A 15,138-nucleotide genomic window follows, 5' to 3' on the forward strand; every position below is an offset into this window, starting at 1 on the left:
GGTGTCTCGGCCGGGAAAACTTGCAGGCGGCTTCAGGCCGCCTCAAGCTCCCTTGACGCTTCCTGCAGGAGTTCGATCACGTAGGGCATGAACGAGCGCCAAGCCTCGATCACGAACGTATCTTCGGCTTGCCGCCAGAGCATGATCTCCGCCTTGCCGAAAAGCGTTCTTGTCACCATGCCGACGGGAAATGACGCTTCGTCGAAATCCAGAAACACCTGCGAGTTCAGGAGCCACGCCGCCTTCCGCCCTGAAATGATGAGCGCGCGGTTTCTATCGCTCACATCGACAAGCGAATGCGGCGTGTCGGCCAACGCGGTTTCGACACGCTCGAACATTGCGCGGGCGTCATCATCCTGGATCACAAGATTCCATTCGTCCGGCCCAAGCCAGAATGCCGCTACTTTGTCTGTCGCGATCGACGTCAGCGGTTCGAGGGGTAACGAGACCCCAACAGCTGTCCCAGCGTGAGAAGCCGCTGCTTCACCTCCCCTGAGGGAAAAGCGAATGAGGGGCGCCGCCTCCGCGACCCGCACCCGCGAGGTGGCGATGATCGGGGCCAGATCCGCGTTTGCGGAATAAACGGATTTCTCAGGCAACGAGTTTTCCCCCTTCGGCGTCGTAAAAGACCGGAGAAACTATTTCCACGACGACAACGCCCTCGGCCGTCGGCACGTAAATCGTATCGCCGATCCTGTCGCGTCCGTCGGCGATCATGGCAAGCGCCATCGACCGTCCAAGGGCGGACGAGTAGTAGGAAGATGTCACGTGCCCGAGCGCAGGCGTTTTAAGTGCGGGCGAAGCTTCGGCCGTGATTTGCGCACCCTCTTCCAGGATCACCTTCGGGTCTTTCGTCAGGACACCGACGAGTTGCTTGCGCCCTGCTGCGACGATATCCGGTCGCGTCAGAGACCGTATGCCGATGAAATCGGCCTTTTTCTTGCCCACCGCCCAGTCCATGCCGACATCGTTTGGAACGACCGTTCCGTCCGTTTCCTGCCCGACGATGATGTAACCTTTCTCGGCGCGCAGAACATGCATCGTTTCCGTCCCGTAAGGCGCGCCGCCGGCTGCCTCGACGTTTTTCCAGACCGCGTCCCAGACCTCTCGCCCCCTGGAAGCCGGAACGTTTATCTCATACCCCGCCTCGCCGGTGAAACTCATGCGGAAAAGCCGCGTCGGAACACCGCAAATCCTGCCCTCACGCACGCTCATGTGCGGCATGGATTCGGTTGAAAGATCAATGCCTTCCACCAGCGGGGCTATCACGTCCCGAGCCCTGGGCCCTTGCACCGCGATCACGGCCCATTGTTCGGTCGTCGACGTCAGCCAGACATTGAGATCCGGCCATTCCGTCTGCAGGTAGTCCTCAAGATGGGCCAGAACGCGCGGCGCGCCGCCGGTCGTCGTCGTTACGTGGAAGCGGTCTTCTGCAATCCGCCCGACGACGCCGTCATCCATGATGAAACCGGCTTCGCTCAGCATGATGCCATAGCGCAACCGCCCCACACCCAACTTCAGGAAGGGGTTGGTGTAGACCCGGTTCAGGAATTCCGCCGCATCCGGGCCAACGACCTCGATCTTGCCCAGCGTCGAGGCATCGAAGATCCCGACGCTTTCACGCACGGTCGCGCATTCGCGCGCCACCGCTTCATGCATGCTCTCGCCGGGCCTTGGGAAATACCAAGCGCGTTTCCAAAGGCTTACATCTTCGAATTCAGCCCCCTTTTCCACCGCCCAGTCATGCATCGGCGTGCGCCGCACCGGATCGAAAGCCTCGCCCCGCGCGGTCGTTGCGAATGTGCCAAAGGTCACCGGCGTATATGGCTGGCGGAACGTCGTGAGGCCAACCTGCGGGATCGGCTTTTCCAGCGATTTAGAGGCGACCGAAAGCGCGTTCATGTTCGAAAGACGGCCCTGATCGGTCGCCATGCCGGTGGTCGTATAGCGCTTGATGTGCTCGATGGAGTGGAAGCCCTCTCGGACCGCAAGCTTCACATCCTTCGCCGTCACGTCGTTCTGGAAATCGATAAAGGCGCGCACACGCGATGGGTCACGGTCGTGCGGCAGCGCGCCGAGCGTACCGCCTGCACCTGCTTCGCCGCCCGATACCGAAGGTGTTTCCGGCCGTTTCGCAGCGCTTGAGACAGCACGCGCCGCGCTTTCGCCCGCGCGATAGCCATCCTCAAGGACGGCATGAAGCCCGTATACGCCATGGCAGCTTCCCGCCGAGCGCTCATGCTGGACAGACGGCCCGGGAAGATAGGCGCCCGCTTCCTCATCCCAGACGACCTTGCCGCGCGACTGGGAATAAAGGCTCACGTTCGGCGTCCAGCCGCCCGACATCAGCAAGCTGTCGCAGGCCTCTTCGCCCATCACCGTCACCGAGCCGTCGGGGCGAATGCGGCCAAGGCGTGCGGATTTGACCCTGAGCCGGCCCTTCGTTCCGGTGACGACGCAGGCCCCTTCAACCCGGATTCCGGCTGAGCGCGCGGCATCAACATGCACGCCGACGGGTTCCGGCCGAAGATCGGCGATAACAGCGACGTCGACACCGGCCGCCTTCAGATCCACAGCCGTACGATAGGCGGTATCGCAGGCGGTCGCGATGACCACACGCTTGCCCGCCATGGCGCCATAACGGTTGAGATAGATACGGCCCGCTTCCGCCATCATGACGCCGGGACGGTCATTCTCCGGGAAAACGAGAGGACGCTCGATCGCGCCGGTCGCGATGACGACTTCCTTTGCTCTCACCTGCCATAGGCGTTCGCGCGGCAGGCTCTGGTCCGGGTTGGCGAGATGGTCGGTAACGCGTTCGGCAAGTGCCACAAAATTCTGCGCGTAATAACCGAAGCCGGTGGTGCGCGGCAGCAGCGTCACCCGGTCGTTTTCGGAAAGAGCCTTGATTGTTTCCGACGCCCAGTCGGCTGCGGATTTGCCGTCGATCATGGACGTTGCGTCATGTAGCAACGAGCCGCCAAGTTCGGCCTGCTCATCGCACAGGATCACCCGTGCGCCGGACTGTGCTGCCGCATTTGCGGCAGCAAGGCCTGCAGGGCCGGAGCCGATCACCAGCACATCGCAGTGGGCATAATAATTAGCGTAACGGTCCTTGTCGGGATCCGTCGGCGCCTTGCCCAGGCCCGCGGCCGAACGGATGAAAGGCTCATAAACCCTCTGCCAGAACGAGCGCGGCCACATGAATGTCTTGTAGTAGAACCCGGCCACGAAAAGCGGGGACAGCAGATCGTTCACCGCGCCGATATCGAAGGAAAGCGATGGAAACCGGTTCTGGCTTTCCGCGTTGAGCCCCTGATAGATCTCCACCTGCGGGGCACGAAGGTTCGGAGTGTTCTGGCCCTTTTCCCGCGCAATCCCGACGAGCGCATTCGGCTCCTCGGAGCCGGCGGTGACGATGCCGCGCGGCCGGTGATACTTGTAGGAACGGCCGACGAGATGTACGCCGTTCGCAAGAAGCGCGGAGGCGAGCGTATCGCCCGCAAAACCCTGATAAGACTTGCCGTCGAAAGTGAATTCGACCGGCGAGGAACGGTCAATCCTGCCACCGGCGGAAGTGCGGAATTCGTGTGTCATTGGGCCGCCTCCACCAAGAGCTGATCGAGGTCGGGCTTCGCCTCACCCATCTTGTAGACGGTGACGAACTTGTCGCTCACCGTGTCGCGGATCGCATTGAAAAAGCGCCCGCAACCGTGCGTATGGCGCCAACGCTCGGCCATAAGCCCCTTCGGGTTGGTGCGCATGTAGAGGTATTCCGCCCACTCCTCATCCGTCAGTTTGGACGGTTCGGCGGGGCGCGCGATATGCGCCTCGCCAGCGTGGCGGAATTCGATTTCCGGGCGTTCGACACCGCAATAGGGACAGGAAATCAGCAGCATGTTCAGGCCTCAGTGCGCCACGGCGGCGGCTGCCGCTTCGTCGATGAGCCGTCCGGTGCGATACCGGTCCAGCGTGAAGGGGGCATTGATCGGATGCGGCTCGCCTTTGGCGAGCGTATGAGCAAACACATGACCCGAACCCGGCGTCGCCTTGAAGCCGCCTGTGCCCCATCCGCAATTCACGAAAAGGCCCGGAACCGGAGTCTTGCCGATGATCGGCGAACGGTCCGGTGTAACATCCACCGTTCCGCCCCAGTTTCTAAGCATACGCATGCGCCGGAACATGGGGAAAAGTTCGCAGATCGCCTCGATCGTGTGGGCAGGGATCTGCAAACCGCCGGTTTGGCTATAGGAGATATACTGGTCGGTGCCCGCCCCGATGACGAGTTCACCCTTGTCGGACTGCGACATATAGGCGTGGATCGTGTTCGACATGACCACACAAGGGAAACAGGGCTTGACGGGCTCCGACACGAGCGCCTGGAGGGGATAGGATTCAAGCGGCATGCGCACGCCGGCCATATCCATGACCGTCGTCGTATGGCCGGCGGCCACCACGCCGATCTTTTTGGCGCGGATGAAGCCCCGCGACGTCTCCACCCCTTCCACAGCGCCATCGGCTCCGCGGCGAATGCCCGTCACGGCGCAATTCTGGATGATATCGACACCGTATTTGTCTGCCCCGCGCGCATAACCCCAGGCGACGGCATCGTGACGCGCAACACCCGCCTTGCGCTGGAGGGCCGCGCCCAGCACCGGATAGCGCATGTTTTTCGAGATGTTTAGCGGCGGGCAATATTCCTTGGCCTCTTCCGCCGTCAGCCACTCGTTTTGCACGCCGGCGAGGCGGTTGGCATAAACGTGCCGCTTGAACACCTGTACGTCGTGGATGGTATGCGCCAGCATCATCACACCGCGGGCGGAATACATGACGTTGTAGTTCAATTCCTGCGACAGGTTCTGCCACAGGTCCATTGCGTGGTCGTAGAGCCCTTCGCTTTCTTCCCAGAGATAATTGGATCGCACGATCGTCGTGTTGCGGCCGGTGTTACCACCGCCGAGCCAGCCCTTCTCAAGAACGGCGACATTTGTGACGCCATGCTCCTTGGCCAGGTAATAGGCGGTCGCAAGGCCGTGGCCGCCGGCACCTATGATGACGACATCATATTCGCCCTTCGGCTCCGGCGCGCGCCACTGGCGGCCCCAGTTCTCATGCGCGGAAAGCGCGTTCTTGGCGAGTTCCCAGAAGTTGAAACGGCTCATCTGGCGCTGACGCCCCTTTTTGCCCGGACGTAACCATAAATCCAACCGTCGTTTTGGAACGCCGGGCATCCGGACTCTTGCCAGAATCCGACACAAGCCTGCTGCAATGCGTCGCTTATGGAATTAGCGGCGAAAGAGATGCGAAATCCCGGCAAGAATAACGGCTATCCAGCCGAGTATCATGGCCGATCCGCCTATCGGCGCGGCATTCGGGAAGGCATGCACTCCGGCAAGCGCCCGCAGGAGAAGATCGCCGCTGAAAAGCCCGCAGCCGACAGCGATCAGGAAGAAGCCGAGCGCGAGCAGAAAGCTGCGCCGAAGCATCGAGTAGGCACCGATGGCGACAAAGGCGCCCCCGTGAAACAACAGCATGTTCGCCGCCGTGGATATGAACGTCTCTTCAATGGCGTGCGCGGCGACGGCGGACATGACGACGCCGGTCGCCCCGCTCAAGCCCGCGCAAATCAATCCAAGGGCCGGAAGCCAGCGGGATGTGGAACGAACCGGTTCGCTTCCCGATTTCGGCATCTTGTCTTGCGGCCCTGGCATGGCTTCCTCCTTGTCCGGATCACCACGACCCGGAATCTTTCAAGCGTTACACGCGATGGCGAAAAATCGGAACCGACAGGGCGTCGCAGGCCAGCCACCCGCCAAACTGCACGAACAGTTTGACCCGATGAGGTTTTGTTGCATATTTTCCTTTTAACGATGAGAATTGCCGCTTTTCGGGAGGAAAAACCAAATAATGCAGGATTTCCGCAATGCTTTCAGCCTTGCTTTCGAGCTGATCGCCAGCCTTGACGCCAACCTCCTTTCGATCGTCGGGCTTTCGCTGCGCGTCACATTCGCCGCCTTGCTGATCTCCTGTCTCATCGGACTTCCCATTGGCGCCGCACTTGCTGTTTCCAGGTTTCCCGGGCGCGGCGCAATCGTTGTGGTCTTCAACACGATGATGGGCCTGCCGCCCGTCGTCATCGGTCTGCTCGTCTATATGATGTTGTCCAACGCGGGGCCTCTCGGCGTATTGAGGCTGCTTTATACGCCTGGCGCCATGGTGATTGCCCAGACGATCCTGGTAACGCCGATCATAGTCGCCCTCTCCCGACAGGTGATTGAAGACCTCGACAGGGAGTATGCCGAACAGTTCCGCTCGCTCGTCGTCCCGTTTCCGGCGGCAATGGCCGCGCTTCTGTGGGACGCGCGGTTCGCGCTGGCAACCGTAGCGCTTGCCGGCTTCGGGCGGGCAATTGCGGAGGTCGGCGCGGTGATGATCGTCGGCGGCAATATCAACCATGTGACGCGGGCCATGACGACGGCGATCGCCCTTGAGACATCCAAGGGCGATCTTGCTCTCGCACTCGCCCTCGGCATCATCCTGCTGCTCATCGCCATGACGGTGAATGCCGCTGTGCAGGGGATCAAGGCAAGCGCGCGGAGAAATGCCTATGCATGATACCGCCGCATTGCGGGAAGCACCGCCGGTCTCGCCGCCCGAATGCCTTCGGACAGCAACAGGCCGTTATCCCTTGAGCGTCCGGGGCTTGTCCTACTCCGCCGACGGGCAGGATATCATCAAGAAAGTCTCGTTCGACCTTCCAAGCGACGACCTGACCGTGCTGATGGGGCCGAATGGAGCGGGTAAAAGCGTACTTCTTCGCCTTCTTCACGGGCTAATGGCGCCAACCGGCGGCACGATCCTGTGGAACGGCAGGCCAATCGACCGGGCGCTGCGCAAATCGCAGGCGATGGTATTTCAAAAGCCCGTTCTCCTGAGACGCAGCGTTCTTCAAAACCTCCGCTTCGCCATGGGGTTGCGCGGACTCGCCAGATCGAGAGGCGATCTGGAGCCGATTCTGAAAAGGCTGCATCTGCAAACACTCGCAGACCGTCCGGCGCGTCTCCTGTCGGGCGGCGAGCAACAACGACTATCGCTGGCCCGCGCGCTTGCGCTCAAGCCCGAGATACTTTTCCTGGACGAGCCTTGTGCCAATCTCGACCCTGCCTCGGTCCAACTGATTGAGGACACGATTAAACAGGCGCAGGCGCAAGGCACGAAAATCATTCTCGTGACACATGACATTCACCAGGCCCGGCGACTGGCGGAACAGGTCGTCTTCCTGCATCACGGACAGGTGTCGGAAATCACCCCGGCGGACATCTTTTTCAATGCCGCATCCTCCAGGGAGGCAAGGGCATATCTGGACGGCAAAATCCTGATCTAAAGGAGTGGAATATGCTGAGTAAAACCGCGCTTTCGGCCGCTTTCATCGCATTTGCTGCCCTGCAGTGGACGGCCGTGCCGGCAAGCGCGGAAGACAGGTTTATCGTCATTCAGTCCACCACTTCGACGGCAAACTCAGGCCTCCTCGATGCCATTCTGCCGAAGTTCAAGGACAAGACGGGCATAGACGTGCGCGTTGTCGCCGTCGGCACCGGACAGGCGATCAAGAACGCGACGAACGGCGACGGCGACGTTCTCCTGGTGCACGCGAAACCGGCGGAAGAGAAATTCGTTGCCGATGGGTGGGGCGTCAAGCGATACGACGTCATGTACAACGACTTCGTGATCGTAGGCCCCGAGAACGACCCTGCCGGGATAAGGGGCATGGAAAACGCGACCGACGCGCTGAAGAAGATCGCGAAAGCTAAAGCTCCGTTCGCCTCCAGAGGCGATGATTCCGGCACGCACAAGAAAGAGCTTTCACTCTGGAAATCGGCCGATATCGACGTCACCAGCGCTTCCGGCTCCTGGTATCGCGAGACCGGTTCGGGAATGGGCGCGACCTTGAATACGGCCGCCGGGATGAACGCCTATGCGCTTACCGACCGGGCAACCTGGATATCCTTCAAGAACAAGGGCGGATTAGCGATCCTGACCGAAGGCGACGACCGGCTGTTCAATCAGTACGGCGTTATTCTCATGAACCCGGAAAAACACGCTGCGGTCAAAGCCGATGAAGGTGGAGCCTTCATCGACTGGTTGACCGGACCGGAAGGCCAGCAGGCGATCGCGAATTACAAGCTGGATGGCCAGCAGCTCTTCTTCCCGAACGCAAACAAGGCGACGAACTGAACGCCCACTGGCGCAGGCGGCGCGCCGCCTGCGCTTTTTTCCGTTATCGGGCGAAGTCCACCTCGATATGATCGCCCGTCCATAACCCCGGCCAGACTTCGGCTCCGCCTTCGCGCAGACGACGCACCACCCCCACAGGCACATCGGCAATTACAAAAGGCTCCTCCCCCGCCATTCCATCAACAGGCGGATGCGAAGCGGCAATTCCGTCGGAGCCAAGTTGCGGCTCACATGGGACATAAAGCGCGGCTCCAGAGACATTGGTTTCTTGCAGCGCATTCCCCTTCGCCACGCCAACCGTGCCGCAAACCGCGACGGAAGTCATAAGCTCAACAGCTCGCGCCTTGGCGCAACCGTAGACGCGGTGATAACCTGAAAGCTGCTGGGTCATCGACGGCACAAGGATCAAATCAGGCGCGAGCAGGGCAAGCCGCATGGAAATCGCCGGCAATTCCACGTCGAGACAAATAAGAAGCGCGATCCGCACGCCCTCCAGCTCGAATACAGTCAACCGTCTCCCGGCAGTCAGGTTCAGGTCGGCAGGATTCTTCTCGGGCGGCGTAAGGCAGAGCTTGTCGTAGGTCAGTGTACGGCCATCAGCGAGGAGCGCATAGGTGCGGTTTGTGTGGCCGGAATCATCGGCAAAAGGCATCGATCCCGCAACTATGGAAAGGCCGTGCCTATCGACAAGCGCTCGCAAACCTTCAATGGCCGCCGGCGTCTGGCTGGCCAACCACGCGATTTCCCCGGCTTGGGCAAGCCCGTCCGGCTTCCAGGCAAGAAAACCCTCGCTCACGAATTCCGGCATAAGCAGCAGGCGCGCACCCTGCGCCCTGGCCTCAAGCGCCCGACCTTGGACTCTCTCCAGCCAGGCCTCGAGAGACCTTGCCTCCGCGCCGAGATTGACCGACCAAAGAGCGATACGAAAGGTTTCCGGCATCATGGGCTATCTCCGCAGGATTCCCTGGCTGATTTGGACATCATACGGGATTGTCCGGCGGAATTCGTACAGCCTAATCCTGCTGAACGAGAACCTTTGCCGCCATTGCAAGGCTTGCCAACAGAAGCGACGAGCGCAACGCAAGCGCTCCTCTCGGCTCTTCAAACGCCAATGCCGCCGAACGTTGCCTGGCCCTCTTCAGGCTTCTTTCAGCCCGTGTCGCTGCTATGTCGACATCGGACATTAGGCGCCGCAATCGCGCGCGAGAATTCATTGCCATCCCCGTACTCGGTACCATTCGCGGGCAAGCTACCGGCGCTCGTGTTACACGTTGGTTAACGCTACCCGGCAGTGAGTAGAGCTGGAGTCAATTCCGGCTGAGGGTGGGGTCGGCAGCATCGATCAGGCGCATCTGCACGCGCTCCGCGCCACGCCAGGTATCGATGGAAAGCGAGCCCGCAAGATGCAGCGGCTGCCCCCTCCTCGAAAGCAACAACTGACCGAGCGGCGTATCGGCGGCCTTGAAGGCGATTGCCTTGAGGCTGTCTCCCGCACCTGCGGCAATCGTCACGCGAACGTGACCGTTTCCGACGATATCGGCATAGGAAATTCGGTGGCTCGGCAATGCCAGGACCGGCTCCGGATGCGCCGCCCCATAAGGGCCCGCGCTTTCGATCTTATGCAGAAGATCGATGGTCGCGCCCGACGCCGTCACCGCTCCGTCGATTTTCAGTTCATGCTCGGCGGTTGCCGCTTCGACATCATCGGCAAGCTCATCGGCGAAGAAAGCCAGAAGCTCCGCTTCCTTTTCCTTGCGAACGGTAAGGCCCGCGGCCATGGCATGGCCTCCGCCCTTTTCCAGGATTCCGGCCTCGACCGCGGCCCGCACGGCGCGCCCGAGATCGACGCCGGAAATCGAGCGGCCGGATCCGGTGCCCTTGCCGGTTTCGTCATAGGCAATCGCAAATGTCGGACGGCGGTAGCGATCCTTCAGCCGTGAGGCGACAAGGCCCACGACACCGGGATGCCAGCCGGCGGAACCTGTCAGCAGAACCGCAGGATTTTCGGCCTCCATCCGCGCGAAAGCCTGTGCCTCGCCCTCCTCCAGCATTGCGGCTTCCACAGCCTGGCGTTCCTGATTGAGACGCTCAAGGGTGGCGGCGATGTCACGGGCTTCGTCGATATCCTCGGTCGTCAACAAGCGGGCGCCGAGCGCCGCATCGCCAATGCGCCCGCCGGCATTGATGCGCGGGCCGATGAGAAAGCCAAGGTGATAAGGCGACGGCTTGCCCTGCACGCGCGCGATGTCGCCAAGAGCCGCAAGCCCCGGATTGAGCCGGCGGTGGAGAACCTGAAGCCCGCGCGTGACATAGGCGCGATTGAGCCCCTTGAGAGGGACCACGTCACACACCGTGCCGACCGCGACGAGATCAAGCAGGGCCAAAAGGTCCGGCTGGTTACGACTTTCGAAAAACCCACGCCGGCGAAGTTCGCGATTGAGCGCGACAAGGAATAGAAACGTCACGCCGACGGCTGCGAGATGGCCTTGCCCGGAAAGATCGTCCTGCCGGTTCGGATTGACGAGAGCATCAACCGTCGGAAGGGCTTCACCCACCTGGTGATGGTCGATGACGACGACAGGCAGGCCAACGCGGCCTGCCGTCTCGAACGCATCGAAAGAGGTGCTGCCACAGTCCACGCAAACAAGGAGATCAGCCCCTTCGGCCTTCAGCGCTTCGATCGCAGGGCCGTTCGGGCCGTATCCTTCAATGATACGGTCGGGAATGTAGACGCGGGATTTGATGCCGATGGCGCCGAGGTATCGCGACAGAAGCGCAGATGACGTCGCGCCATCGACGTCATAGTCCCCGAAGATCGCGATCTGCTCGCCCCGGCCTACGGCATCCGCCACCCTTGCTGCGGCGCTGTCCATATCCGTCAGCATCGATGGGTCGGGAAGCAGGTCCTTGATGGTAGGATCCAGAAAGCGCTCGACCTCTTCAATCGAAACACCCCGTCCGGCCAGGATACGAGCAACGATATCGGGAATGCCGCTTCGCTGTGCAATCGCGAGCGCCTGAGCGGATTGCTCGGTGTCCAACCGTTCACGCCACGTCCGGCCGAGCACGGATTTGTGCACGCCAAGCACCAGCCGGCGCCCGCTCTCGCCCCGGTCAATCAGCATTCGACTCAGTCTTGTTTCGGAAGGCGAACATGTACCCTGCTATTGCCGGGCTTGGCCGGTCAGTCCAGCAAAAACTTGTCGAAATGGCTGTGCTGGGCCTCGATATAGCGAAGGGTGCTCGTGGTTGAGCGCATTACGACCGTATGGGTGGAAATAAAACGGCGCCCGAACTTGACCCCGCGCAGGAAATTGCCATCGGTAACCCCGGTCGCGGCGAACAGCACGTCACCGCTAGCCATTTCCTCCATCCGGTATTTGCGCTTGATATCCGTGATGCCCATTCGGTGAGCACGTTCGACCTGCTCTTCCCGCGTAATCACGAGCCGGCCCTGCATCTGGCCTCCGATGCATCGCAGTGCCGCAGCGGCGAGAACACCTTCCGGCGCACCGCCGATACCGACGTAGATGTCGATACCGGTTTCGTCGGAATCTGTCGTGTGGATCACGCCAGCCACATCGCCATCGCCGATCAGGCGAATGGAAGCGCCGGCAGCCCGGATTTCCTCGATCAGACGCGCATGTCGGGGGCGGTCGAGGACACAGGCCGTGATCTCGCCAACCGCAACGTCCTTTTCCTTCGCGAGAGCGTTCAGATTGTCGGCGATGGGCGCATCCAGGTCGACCAGGCCTTCAGGATAGCCGGGGCCGATCGCGATTTTTTCCATGTAGCTGTCAGGCGCGTTCAGGAGCCCTCCGGCAGGCGCCATGGCGATAACGGCGATCGAATTGGGAAGGTTCTTGGCGCAAATCGTCGTTCCTTCCAAAGGATCGAGCGCGATATCGACCTTCGGTCCCTGCTTGGTGCCGACCTCCTCACCGATATAGAGCATCGGCGCCTCGTCGCGCTCGCCCTCGCCGATCACGACCGTGCCGTCGATCGGCAGGCGGTTCAATTCGCGGCGCATGGCGTCCACCGCCGCCTGATCGGCGGCCTTTTCGTCACCCCGTCCGCGAAGACGCGCCGCAGACACAGCGGCGCGCTCCGTGACGCGAGCCAGTTCCAGTGTCAGGATGCGGTCAAGAACTTCGCCCTGCGGCGCCTGCGTCTTCGACATTCAACAACTCCCAGAAGGACAGGATACAACTTACGCCGTCATCACGTCAGTTTTTCGATGCGAATCATCTGCGGCTTGTCGGCGATAACCTTCTTTGCGTCAATCGCTGCAAGCGCTTCCTTGATCGCCTCTTCCGTTGTCTCATAGGTTATCAGGATAACAGGTGCAGGTTCACTCGGGTGGCTGTCGCCCGGAGCATCGCTCTTGATCGCCCGCCGCCGCTGCACGATGGACTCCAGCGAAATGTTATGCGCGGCCATTTCCTGCGCGATCGTGGCAAACGCGCCCGGGCGGTCGAATACGGAAAGGCGGATATAGTACCCGCCCTCGTGCTTGCGCATCCGCGCGCGCACATAGGGCTCCAGTTCATCCGCAGGCTTGCCCAGCGTCGGAGCGCGGTCGCCGCGGCTGATATCGGCGATGTCGGCAAGCACGGCGGAGGCTGTCGCATTACCGCCCGCGCCGGGACCGGCGAGAACGACCTCGCCAACCGCATCACCGTCGACAGCAACCGCGTTCAGCACGCCGTCAATGCGCGCAATCGCGGAAGACCTGGGAACCATTGTCGGGTGTACGCGCTGTTCGATGCCGGTATCCGTGCGTTGCGCCACACCAAGCAGCTTGATGCGATACCCCAGTTCGTCCGCAGCCTGGATATCGGCGGTGGTGATGGAGGTGATGCCTTCAACGTAAATGGAATCCGCGCTGATCTCGCAGCCGAATGCGAGGCTCGTCAAAATCGCCAGTTTATGCGCCGCATCGAACCCCTCGATATCGAAAGTAGGGTCCGCTTCCGCGTATCCAAGCCTTTGGGCATCGGCAAGGCATTCGGCAAAGGCAAGCCCTTCGCGCTCCATTCGGGTCAGTATGTAATTGCAGGTGCCGTTCAAAATACCATAGACGCGGGTAACGTCATTGCCGGCAAGGCTCTCGCGCATCGTCTTGACGATCGGAATTCCGCCGGCGACAGCAGCTTCATAATTGAGGCTTACGTCACTGGCCTCCGCACTTCGCGCAAGCTCCACCCCGTGCCTGGCCAAAAGCGCCTTGTTGGCGGTGACAACATGCTTGCCGGCCTTCAATGCCGCCCTAACGCTGTCCTCGGCGGGGCCGCTGTCACCGCCCATGAGTTCGACGAAAACGTCGATCCCGTCGCTTTCCGCAAGAGCAACCGGGTCATCGAACCATTCGGTGTCGCACAGGTCTATCCCACGATCCTTGTCGCGGCTGCGAGCGCTGACGGCGGTTACGACAACGCGCCTGCCGCACCGCTTTTCCAGCGCATGAGCCTTGTTTTGGATAATCCGCACGAGAGATGTGCCGACCGTGCCGAGGCCTGCGACACCCAAACGCAAGTCATTTGCCATGAGACAAGTTATTCCGATTCAACGGGAAGAGTTCAGGGAAACGACGTTGTGCAACGTTTCGTCCGCCGTTTCAAGAAAACGCCGCACGCCCCTTGCCGCCTGGCGAATGCGCTGTTCGTTCTCCACAAGGGCGATACGCACATAATCGTCGCCGTATTCGCCGAAGCCGATACCGGGCGCGACGGCGACATCCGCCTTTTCTATAAGAAGCTTGGAAAACTCCAGGCTGCCCAATGCCCGGAATTTCTCCGGGATCGGTGCCCAGGCGAACATGCTCGCCTCGGGCGCAGGCACCACCCACCCGGCTCGCGCGAAAGACTCGACCAACACATCACGGCGTTTGCGATAGATTGCGCGCGTTTCTGCGATACAGTCTTCCGGGCCGTTGAGCGCTGCGGCAGCAGCCACCTGAATGGGCGTGAACGCGCCATAATCGAGGTAGGATTTTACGCGTGAAAGAGCCGCGATCAGACGTTCGTTGCCGACCGCAAACCCCATACGCCACCCCGGCATCGAGAACGTTTTCGACAGGGAAGTGAACTCGACGGCGACATCCAAGGCACCCGGAACCTGAAGAACCGACGGCGGAGGCGTATCGCCGAAATAGATCTCCGAATAGGCGAGATCGGACAAAACGAAAATATCGTGCTTCTTCGCAAAGGCGACGACTTCCCTGTAGAAATCGAGATCCGCCACATAGGCCGTCGGGTTGGCGGGATAGCAAAGGATCACGGCAATCGGTTTGGGCACCGAATGAACGACGGCGCGATCGAGCGCCCGAAACAGTTCCTCACCCGGTTCGGCAGGAATGGCCCGCAATGCGGCACCCGCCATCAGGAAGCCGAACGCATGGATCGGATAACTTGGATTAGGCCCCAAAACGACATCGCCAGGCGCGGTGATCGCCTGTGCCATATTGGCAAAACCCTCCTTCGAGCCCAACGTCGCAACGACCTGCGTATCCGGATCGAGCTTCACGCCAAAGCGCCGGGCGTAATATCCGGCTTGTGCCCTGCGAAGGCCCGGAATGCCCTTGGATGCCGAATATCTGTGCGTACGAGGATTTTGCACCGTTTCGACGAGTTTTTCGACGATGTGTTTCGGCGTCGGCAGATCGGGGTTGCCCATGCCGAGATCGATGATATCCGCGCCGTTGGCGCGCGCCTTCGCCTTCAACCGGTTGACCTGTTCAAAGACGTAAGGCGGCAGACGCCGGGTCTTGTAGAAGTCTTCCATGGCGAACCTCGAGTGTTAATGCGCGCATTCGGCGCCAGGCCGCTGCCGTTTCTCAAGGTCAAGAGCGTCAGCAATACGGCGTGGGCATATGTTTCGCCGCCTGTTTATCAGCGTGCGGGC

13 protein-coding genes are annotated in these 15,138 nt (G+C 61.0%); 3 read left to right on the forward strand and 10 right to left on the reverse strand.

Going from position 1 to position 15,138, the window contains the following annotated elements; translation table 11 throughout:
* Positions 1 to 32 precede the first annotated feature (32 nt).
* The 5 genes from HPQ64_RS15425 to HPQ64_RS15445 all read right to left on the reverse strand — a co-directional run bounded on the left by HPQ64_RS15425 (position 33) and on the right by HPQ64_RS15445 (position 5,711).
* Entirely contained in the window at positions 33 to 599 is a 567-nt protein-coding gene (locus HPQ64_RS15425; protein ID WP_172889388.1) for a sarcosine oxidase subunit gamma, read from the reverse strand.
* Positions 592 to 3,597: a sarcosine oxidase subunit alpha family protein gene (locus HPQ64_RS15430; protein WP_172889389.1), complete on the reverse strand. Its 3,006-nt coding sequence runs from the start codon at positions 3,595 to 3,597 to the stop codon at positions 592 to 594. Before HPQ64_RS15430 ends, HPQ64_RS15425 begins: the two co-directional genes overlap by 8 nt.
* The gene (locus tag HPQ64_RS15435; protein ID WP_172889390.1) at positions 3,594 to 3,899 is read right to left on the reverse strand and encodes a sarcosine oxidase subunit delta; all 306 of its coding nucleotides are present in this window, start codon (positions 3,897 to 3,899) and stop codon (positions 3,594 to 3,596) included. Before HPQ64_RS15435 ends, HPQ64_RS15430 begins: the two co-directional genes overlap by 4 nt.
* A gap of 9 nt (positions 3,900 to 3,908) precedes the next feature.
* Positions 3,909 to 5,162 carry a sarcosine oxidase subunit beta family protein gene (locus HPQ64_RS15440; protein ID WP_172889391.1) on the reverse strand — a complete coding sequence of 418 codons (1,254 nt, stop codon included), beginning with the start codon at positions 5,160 to 5,162 and terminating at the stop codon, positions 3,909 to 3,911.
* Between the two features lie 123 nt (positions 5,163 to 5,285).
* Positions 5,286 to 5,711 (reverse strand): DUF423 domain-containing protein, encoded by a 426-nt coding sequence (locus HPQ64_RS15445; RefSeq protein ID WP_246270720.1) that lies wholly within the window; start codon positions 5,709 to 5,711, stop codon positions 5,286 to 5,288.
* A gap of 196 nt (positions 5,712 to 5,907) precedes the next feature.
* Between HPQ64_RS15445 and HPQ64_RS15450 the strand changes: the two genes are divergently transcribed.
* From HPQ64_RS15450 to HPQ64_RS15460, 3 genes are read left to right on the forward strand one after another with little or no spacing between them, the layout of a single operon-like run.
* Entirely contained in the window at positions 5,908 to 6,615 is a 708-nt protein-coding gene (locus tag HPQ64_RS15450; RefSeq protein WP_172889392.1) for an ABC transporter permease, read from the forward strand.
* Entirely contained in the window at positions 6,608 to 7,384 is a 777-nt protein-coding gene (locus tag HPQ64_RS15455; protein WP_172889393.1) for an ATP-binding cassette domain-containing protein, read from the forward strand. Before HPQ64_RS15450 ends, HPQ64_RS15455 begins: the two co-directional genes overlap by 8 nt.
* Before the next feature lie 11 nt (positions 7,385 to 7,395).
* A complete protein-coding gene (locus tag HPQ64_RS15460) occupies positions 7,396 to 8,235 on the forward strand; it encodes an ABC transporter substrate-binding protein (protein WP_172889394.1) in 840 nt (279 codons plus the stop codon).
* 43 nt (positions 8,236 to 8,278) lie between these two features.
* Here HPQ64_RS15460 and HPQ64_RS15465 read toward each other — a convergent pair whose 3' ends face one another.
* The 5 genes from HPQ64_RS15465 to HPQ64_RS15485 all read right to left on the reverse strand — a co-directional run bounded on the left by HPQ64_RS15465 (position 8,279) and on the right by HPQ64_RS15485 (position 15,018).
* On the reverse strand, positions 8,279 to 9,175 hold the full coding sequence (locus HPQ64_RS15465) for a nitrilase-related carbon-nitrogen hydrolase (protein WP_172889395.1): 897 nt from the start codon (positions 9,173 to 9,175) through the stop codon (positions 8,279 to 8,281).
* A 367-nt stretch (positions 9,176 to 9,542) separates the two neighbouring features.
* Positions 9,543 to 11,360: a single-stranded-DNA-specific exonuclease RecJ gene (gene recJ, locus HPQ64_RS15470; protein WP_172889396.1), complete on the reverse strand. Its 1,818-nt coding sequence runs from the start codon at positions 11,358 to 11,360 to the stop codon at positions 9,543 to 9,545.
* Between the two features lie 59 nt (positions 11,361 to 11,419).
* Positions 11,420 to 12,415 (reverse strand): class II fructose-bisphosphatase, encoded by a 996-nt coding sequence (glpX, locus tag HPQ64_RS15475; protein WP_172889397.1) that lies wholly within the window; start codon positions 12,413 to 12,415, stop codon positions 11,420 to 11,422.
* A 41-nt stretch (positions 12,416 to 12,456) separates the two neighbouring features.
* The gene (locus HPQ64_RS15480) at positions 12,457 to 13,782 is read right to left on the reverse strand and encodes a homoserine dehydrogenase (protein WP_172889398.1); all 1,326 of its coding nucleotides are present in this window, start codon (positions 13,780 to 13,782) and stop codon (positions 12,457 to 12,459) included.
* Between the two features lie 18 nt (positions 13,783 to 13,800).
* The gene (locus HPQ64_RS15485; protein ID WP_172889399.1) at positions 13,801 to 15,018 is read right to left on the reverse strand and encodes an LL-diaminopimelate aminotransferase; all 1,218 of its coding nucleotides are present in this window, start codon (positions 15,016 to 15,018) and stop codon (positions 13,801 to 13,803) included.
* Positions 15,019 to 15,138: the final 120 nt, after the last annotated feature.

The organism is Hongsoonwoonella zoysiae, from assembly GCF_013266695.1.
In the GTDB taxonomy this organism is placed as follows: Bacteria; Pseudomonadota; Alphaproteobacteria; order Rhizobiales; family Stappiaceae; genus Hongsoonwoonella; species Hongsoonwoonella zoysiae.

Bases quoted from the DNA above. Each gene is read 5' to 3' on its own strand.
- HPQ64_RS15430 (WP_172889389.1), bottom strand. From the start codon at position 3,597: ATGACACACGAATTCCGCACTTCCGCCGGTGGCAGGATTGACCGTTCC.
- HPQ64_RS15435 (WP_172889390.1), bottom strand. From the start codon at position 3,899: ATGCTGCTGATTTCCTGTCCCTATTGCGGTGTCGAACGCCCGGAAATC.
- HPQ64_RS15440 (WP_172889391.1), bottom strand. From the start codon at position 5,162: ATGAGCCGTTTCAACTTCTGGGAACTCGCCAAGAACGCGCTTTCCGCG.
- HPQ64_RS15445 (WP_246270720.1), bottom strand. From the start codon at position 5,711: ATGCCAGGGCCGCAAGACAAGATGCCGAAATCGGGAAGCGAACCGGTT.
- HPQ64_RS15450 (WP_172889392.1), top strand. From the start codon at position 5,908: ATGCAGGATTTCCGCAATGCTTTCAGCCTTGCTTTCGAGCTGATCGCC.
- HPQ64_RS15455 (WP_172889393.1), top strand. From the start codon at position 6,608: ATGCATGATACCGCCGCATTGCGGGAAGCACCGCCGGTCTCGCCGCCC.
- HPQ64_RS15460 (WP_172889394.1), top strand. From the start codon at position 7,396: ATGCTGAGTAAAACCGCGCTTTCGGCCGCTTTCATCGCATTTGCTGCC.
- HPQ64_RS15465 (WP_172889395.1), bottom strand. From the start codon at position 9,175: ATGCCGGAAACCTTTCGTATCGCTCTTTGGTCGGTCAATCTCGGCGCG.
- recJ (WP_172889396.1), bottom strand. From the start codon at position 11,360: ATGCTGATTGACCGGGGCGAGAGCGGGCGCCGGCTGGTGCTTGGCGTG.
- glpX (WP_172889397.1), bottom strand. From the start codon at position 12,415: ATGTCGAAGACGCAGGCGCCGCAGGGCGAAGTTCTTGACCGCATCCTG.
- HPQ64_RS15480 (WP_172889398.1), bottom strand. From the start codon at position 13,782: ATGGCAAATGACTTGCGTTTGGGTGTCGCAGGCCTCGGCACGGTCGGC.
- HPQ64_RS15485 (WP_172889399.1), bottom strand. From the start codon at position 15,018: ATGGAAGACTTCTACAAGACCCGGCGTCTGCCGCCTTACGTCTTTGAA.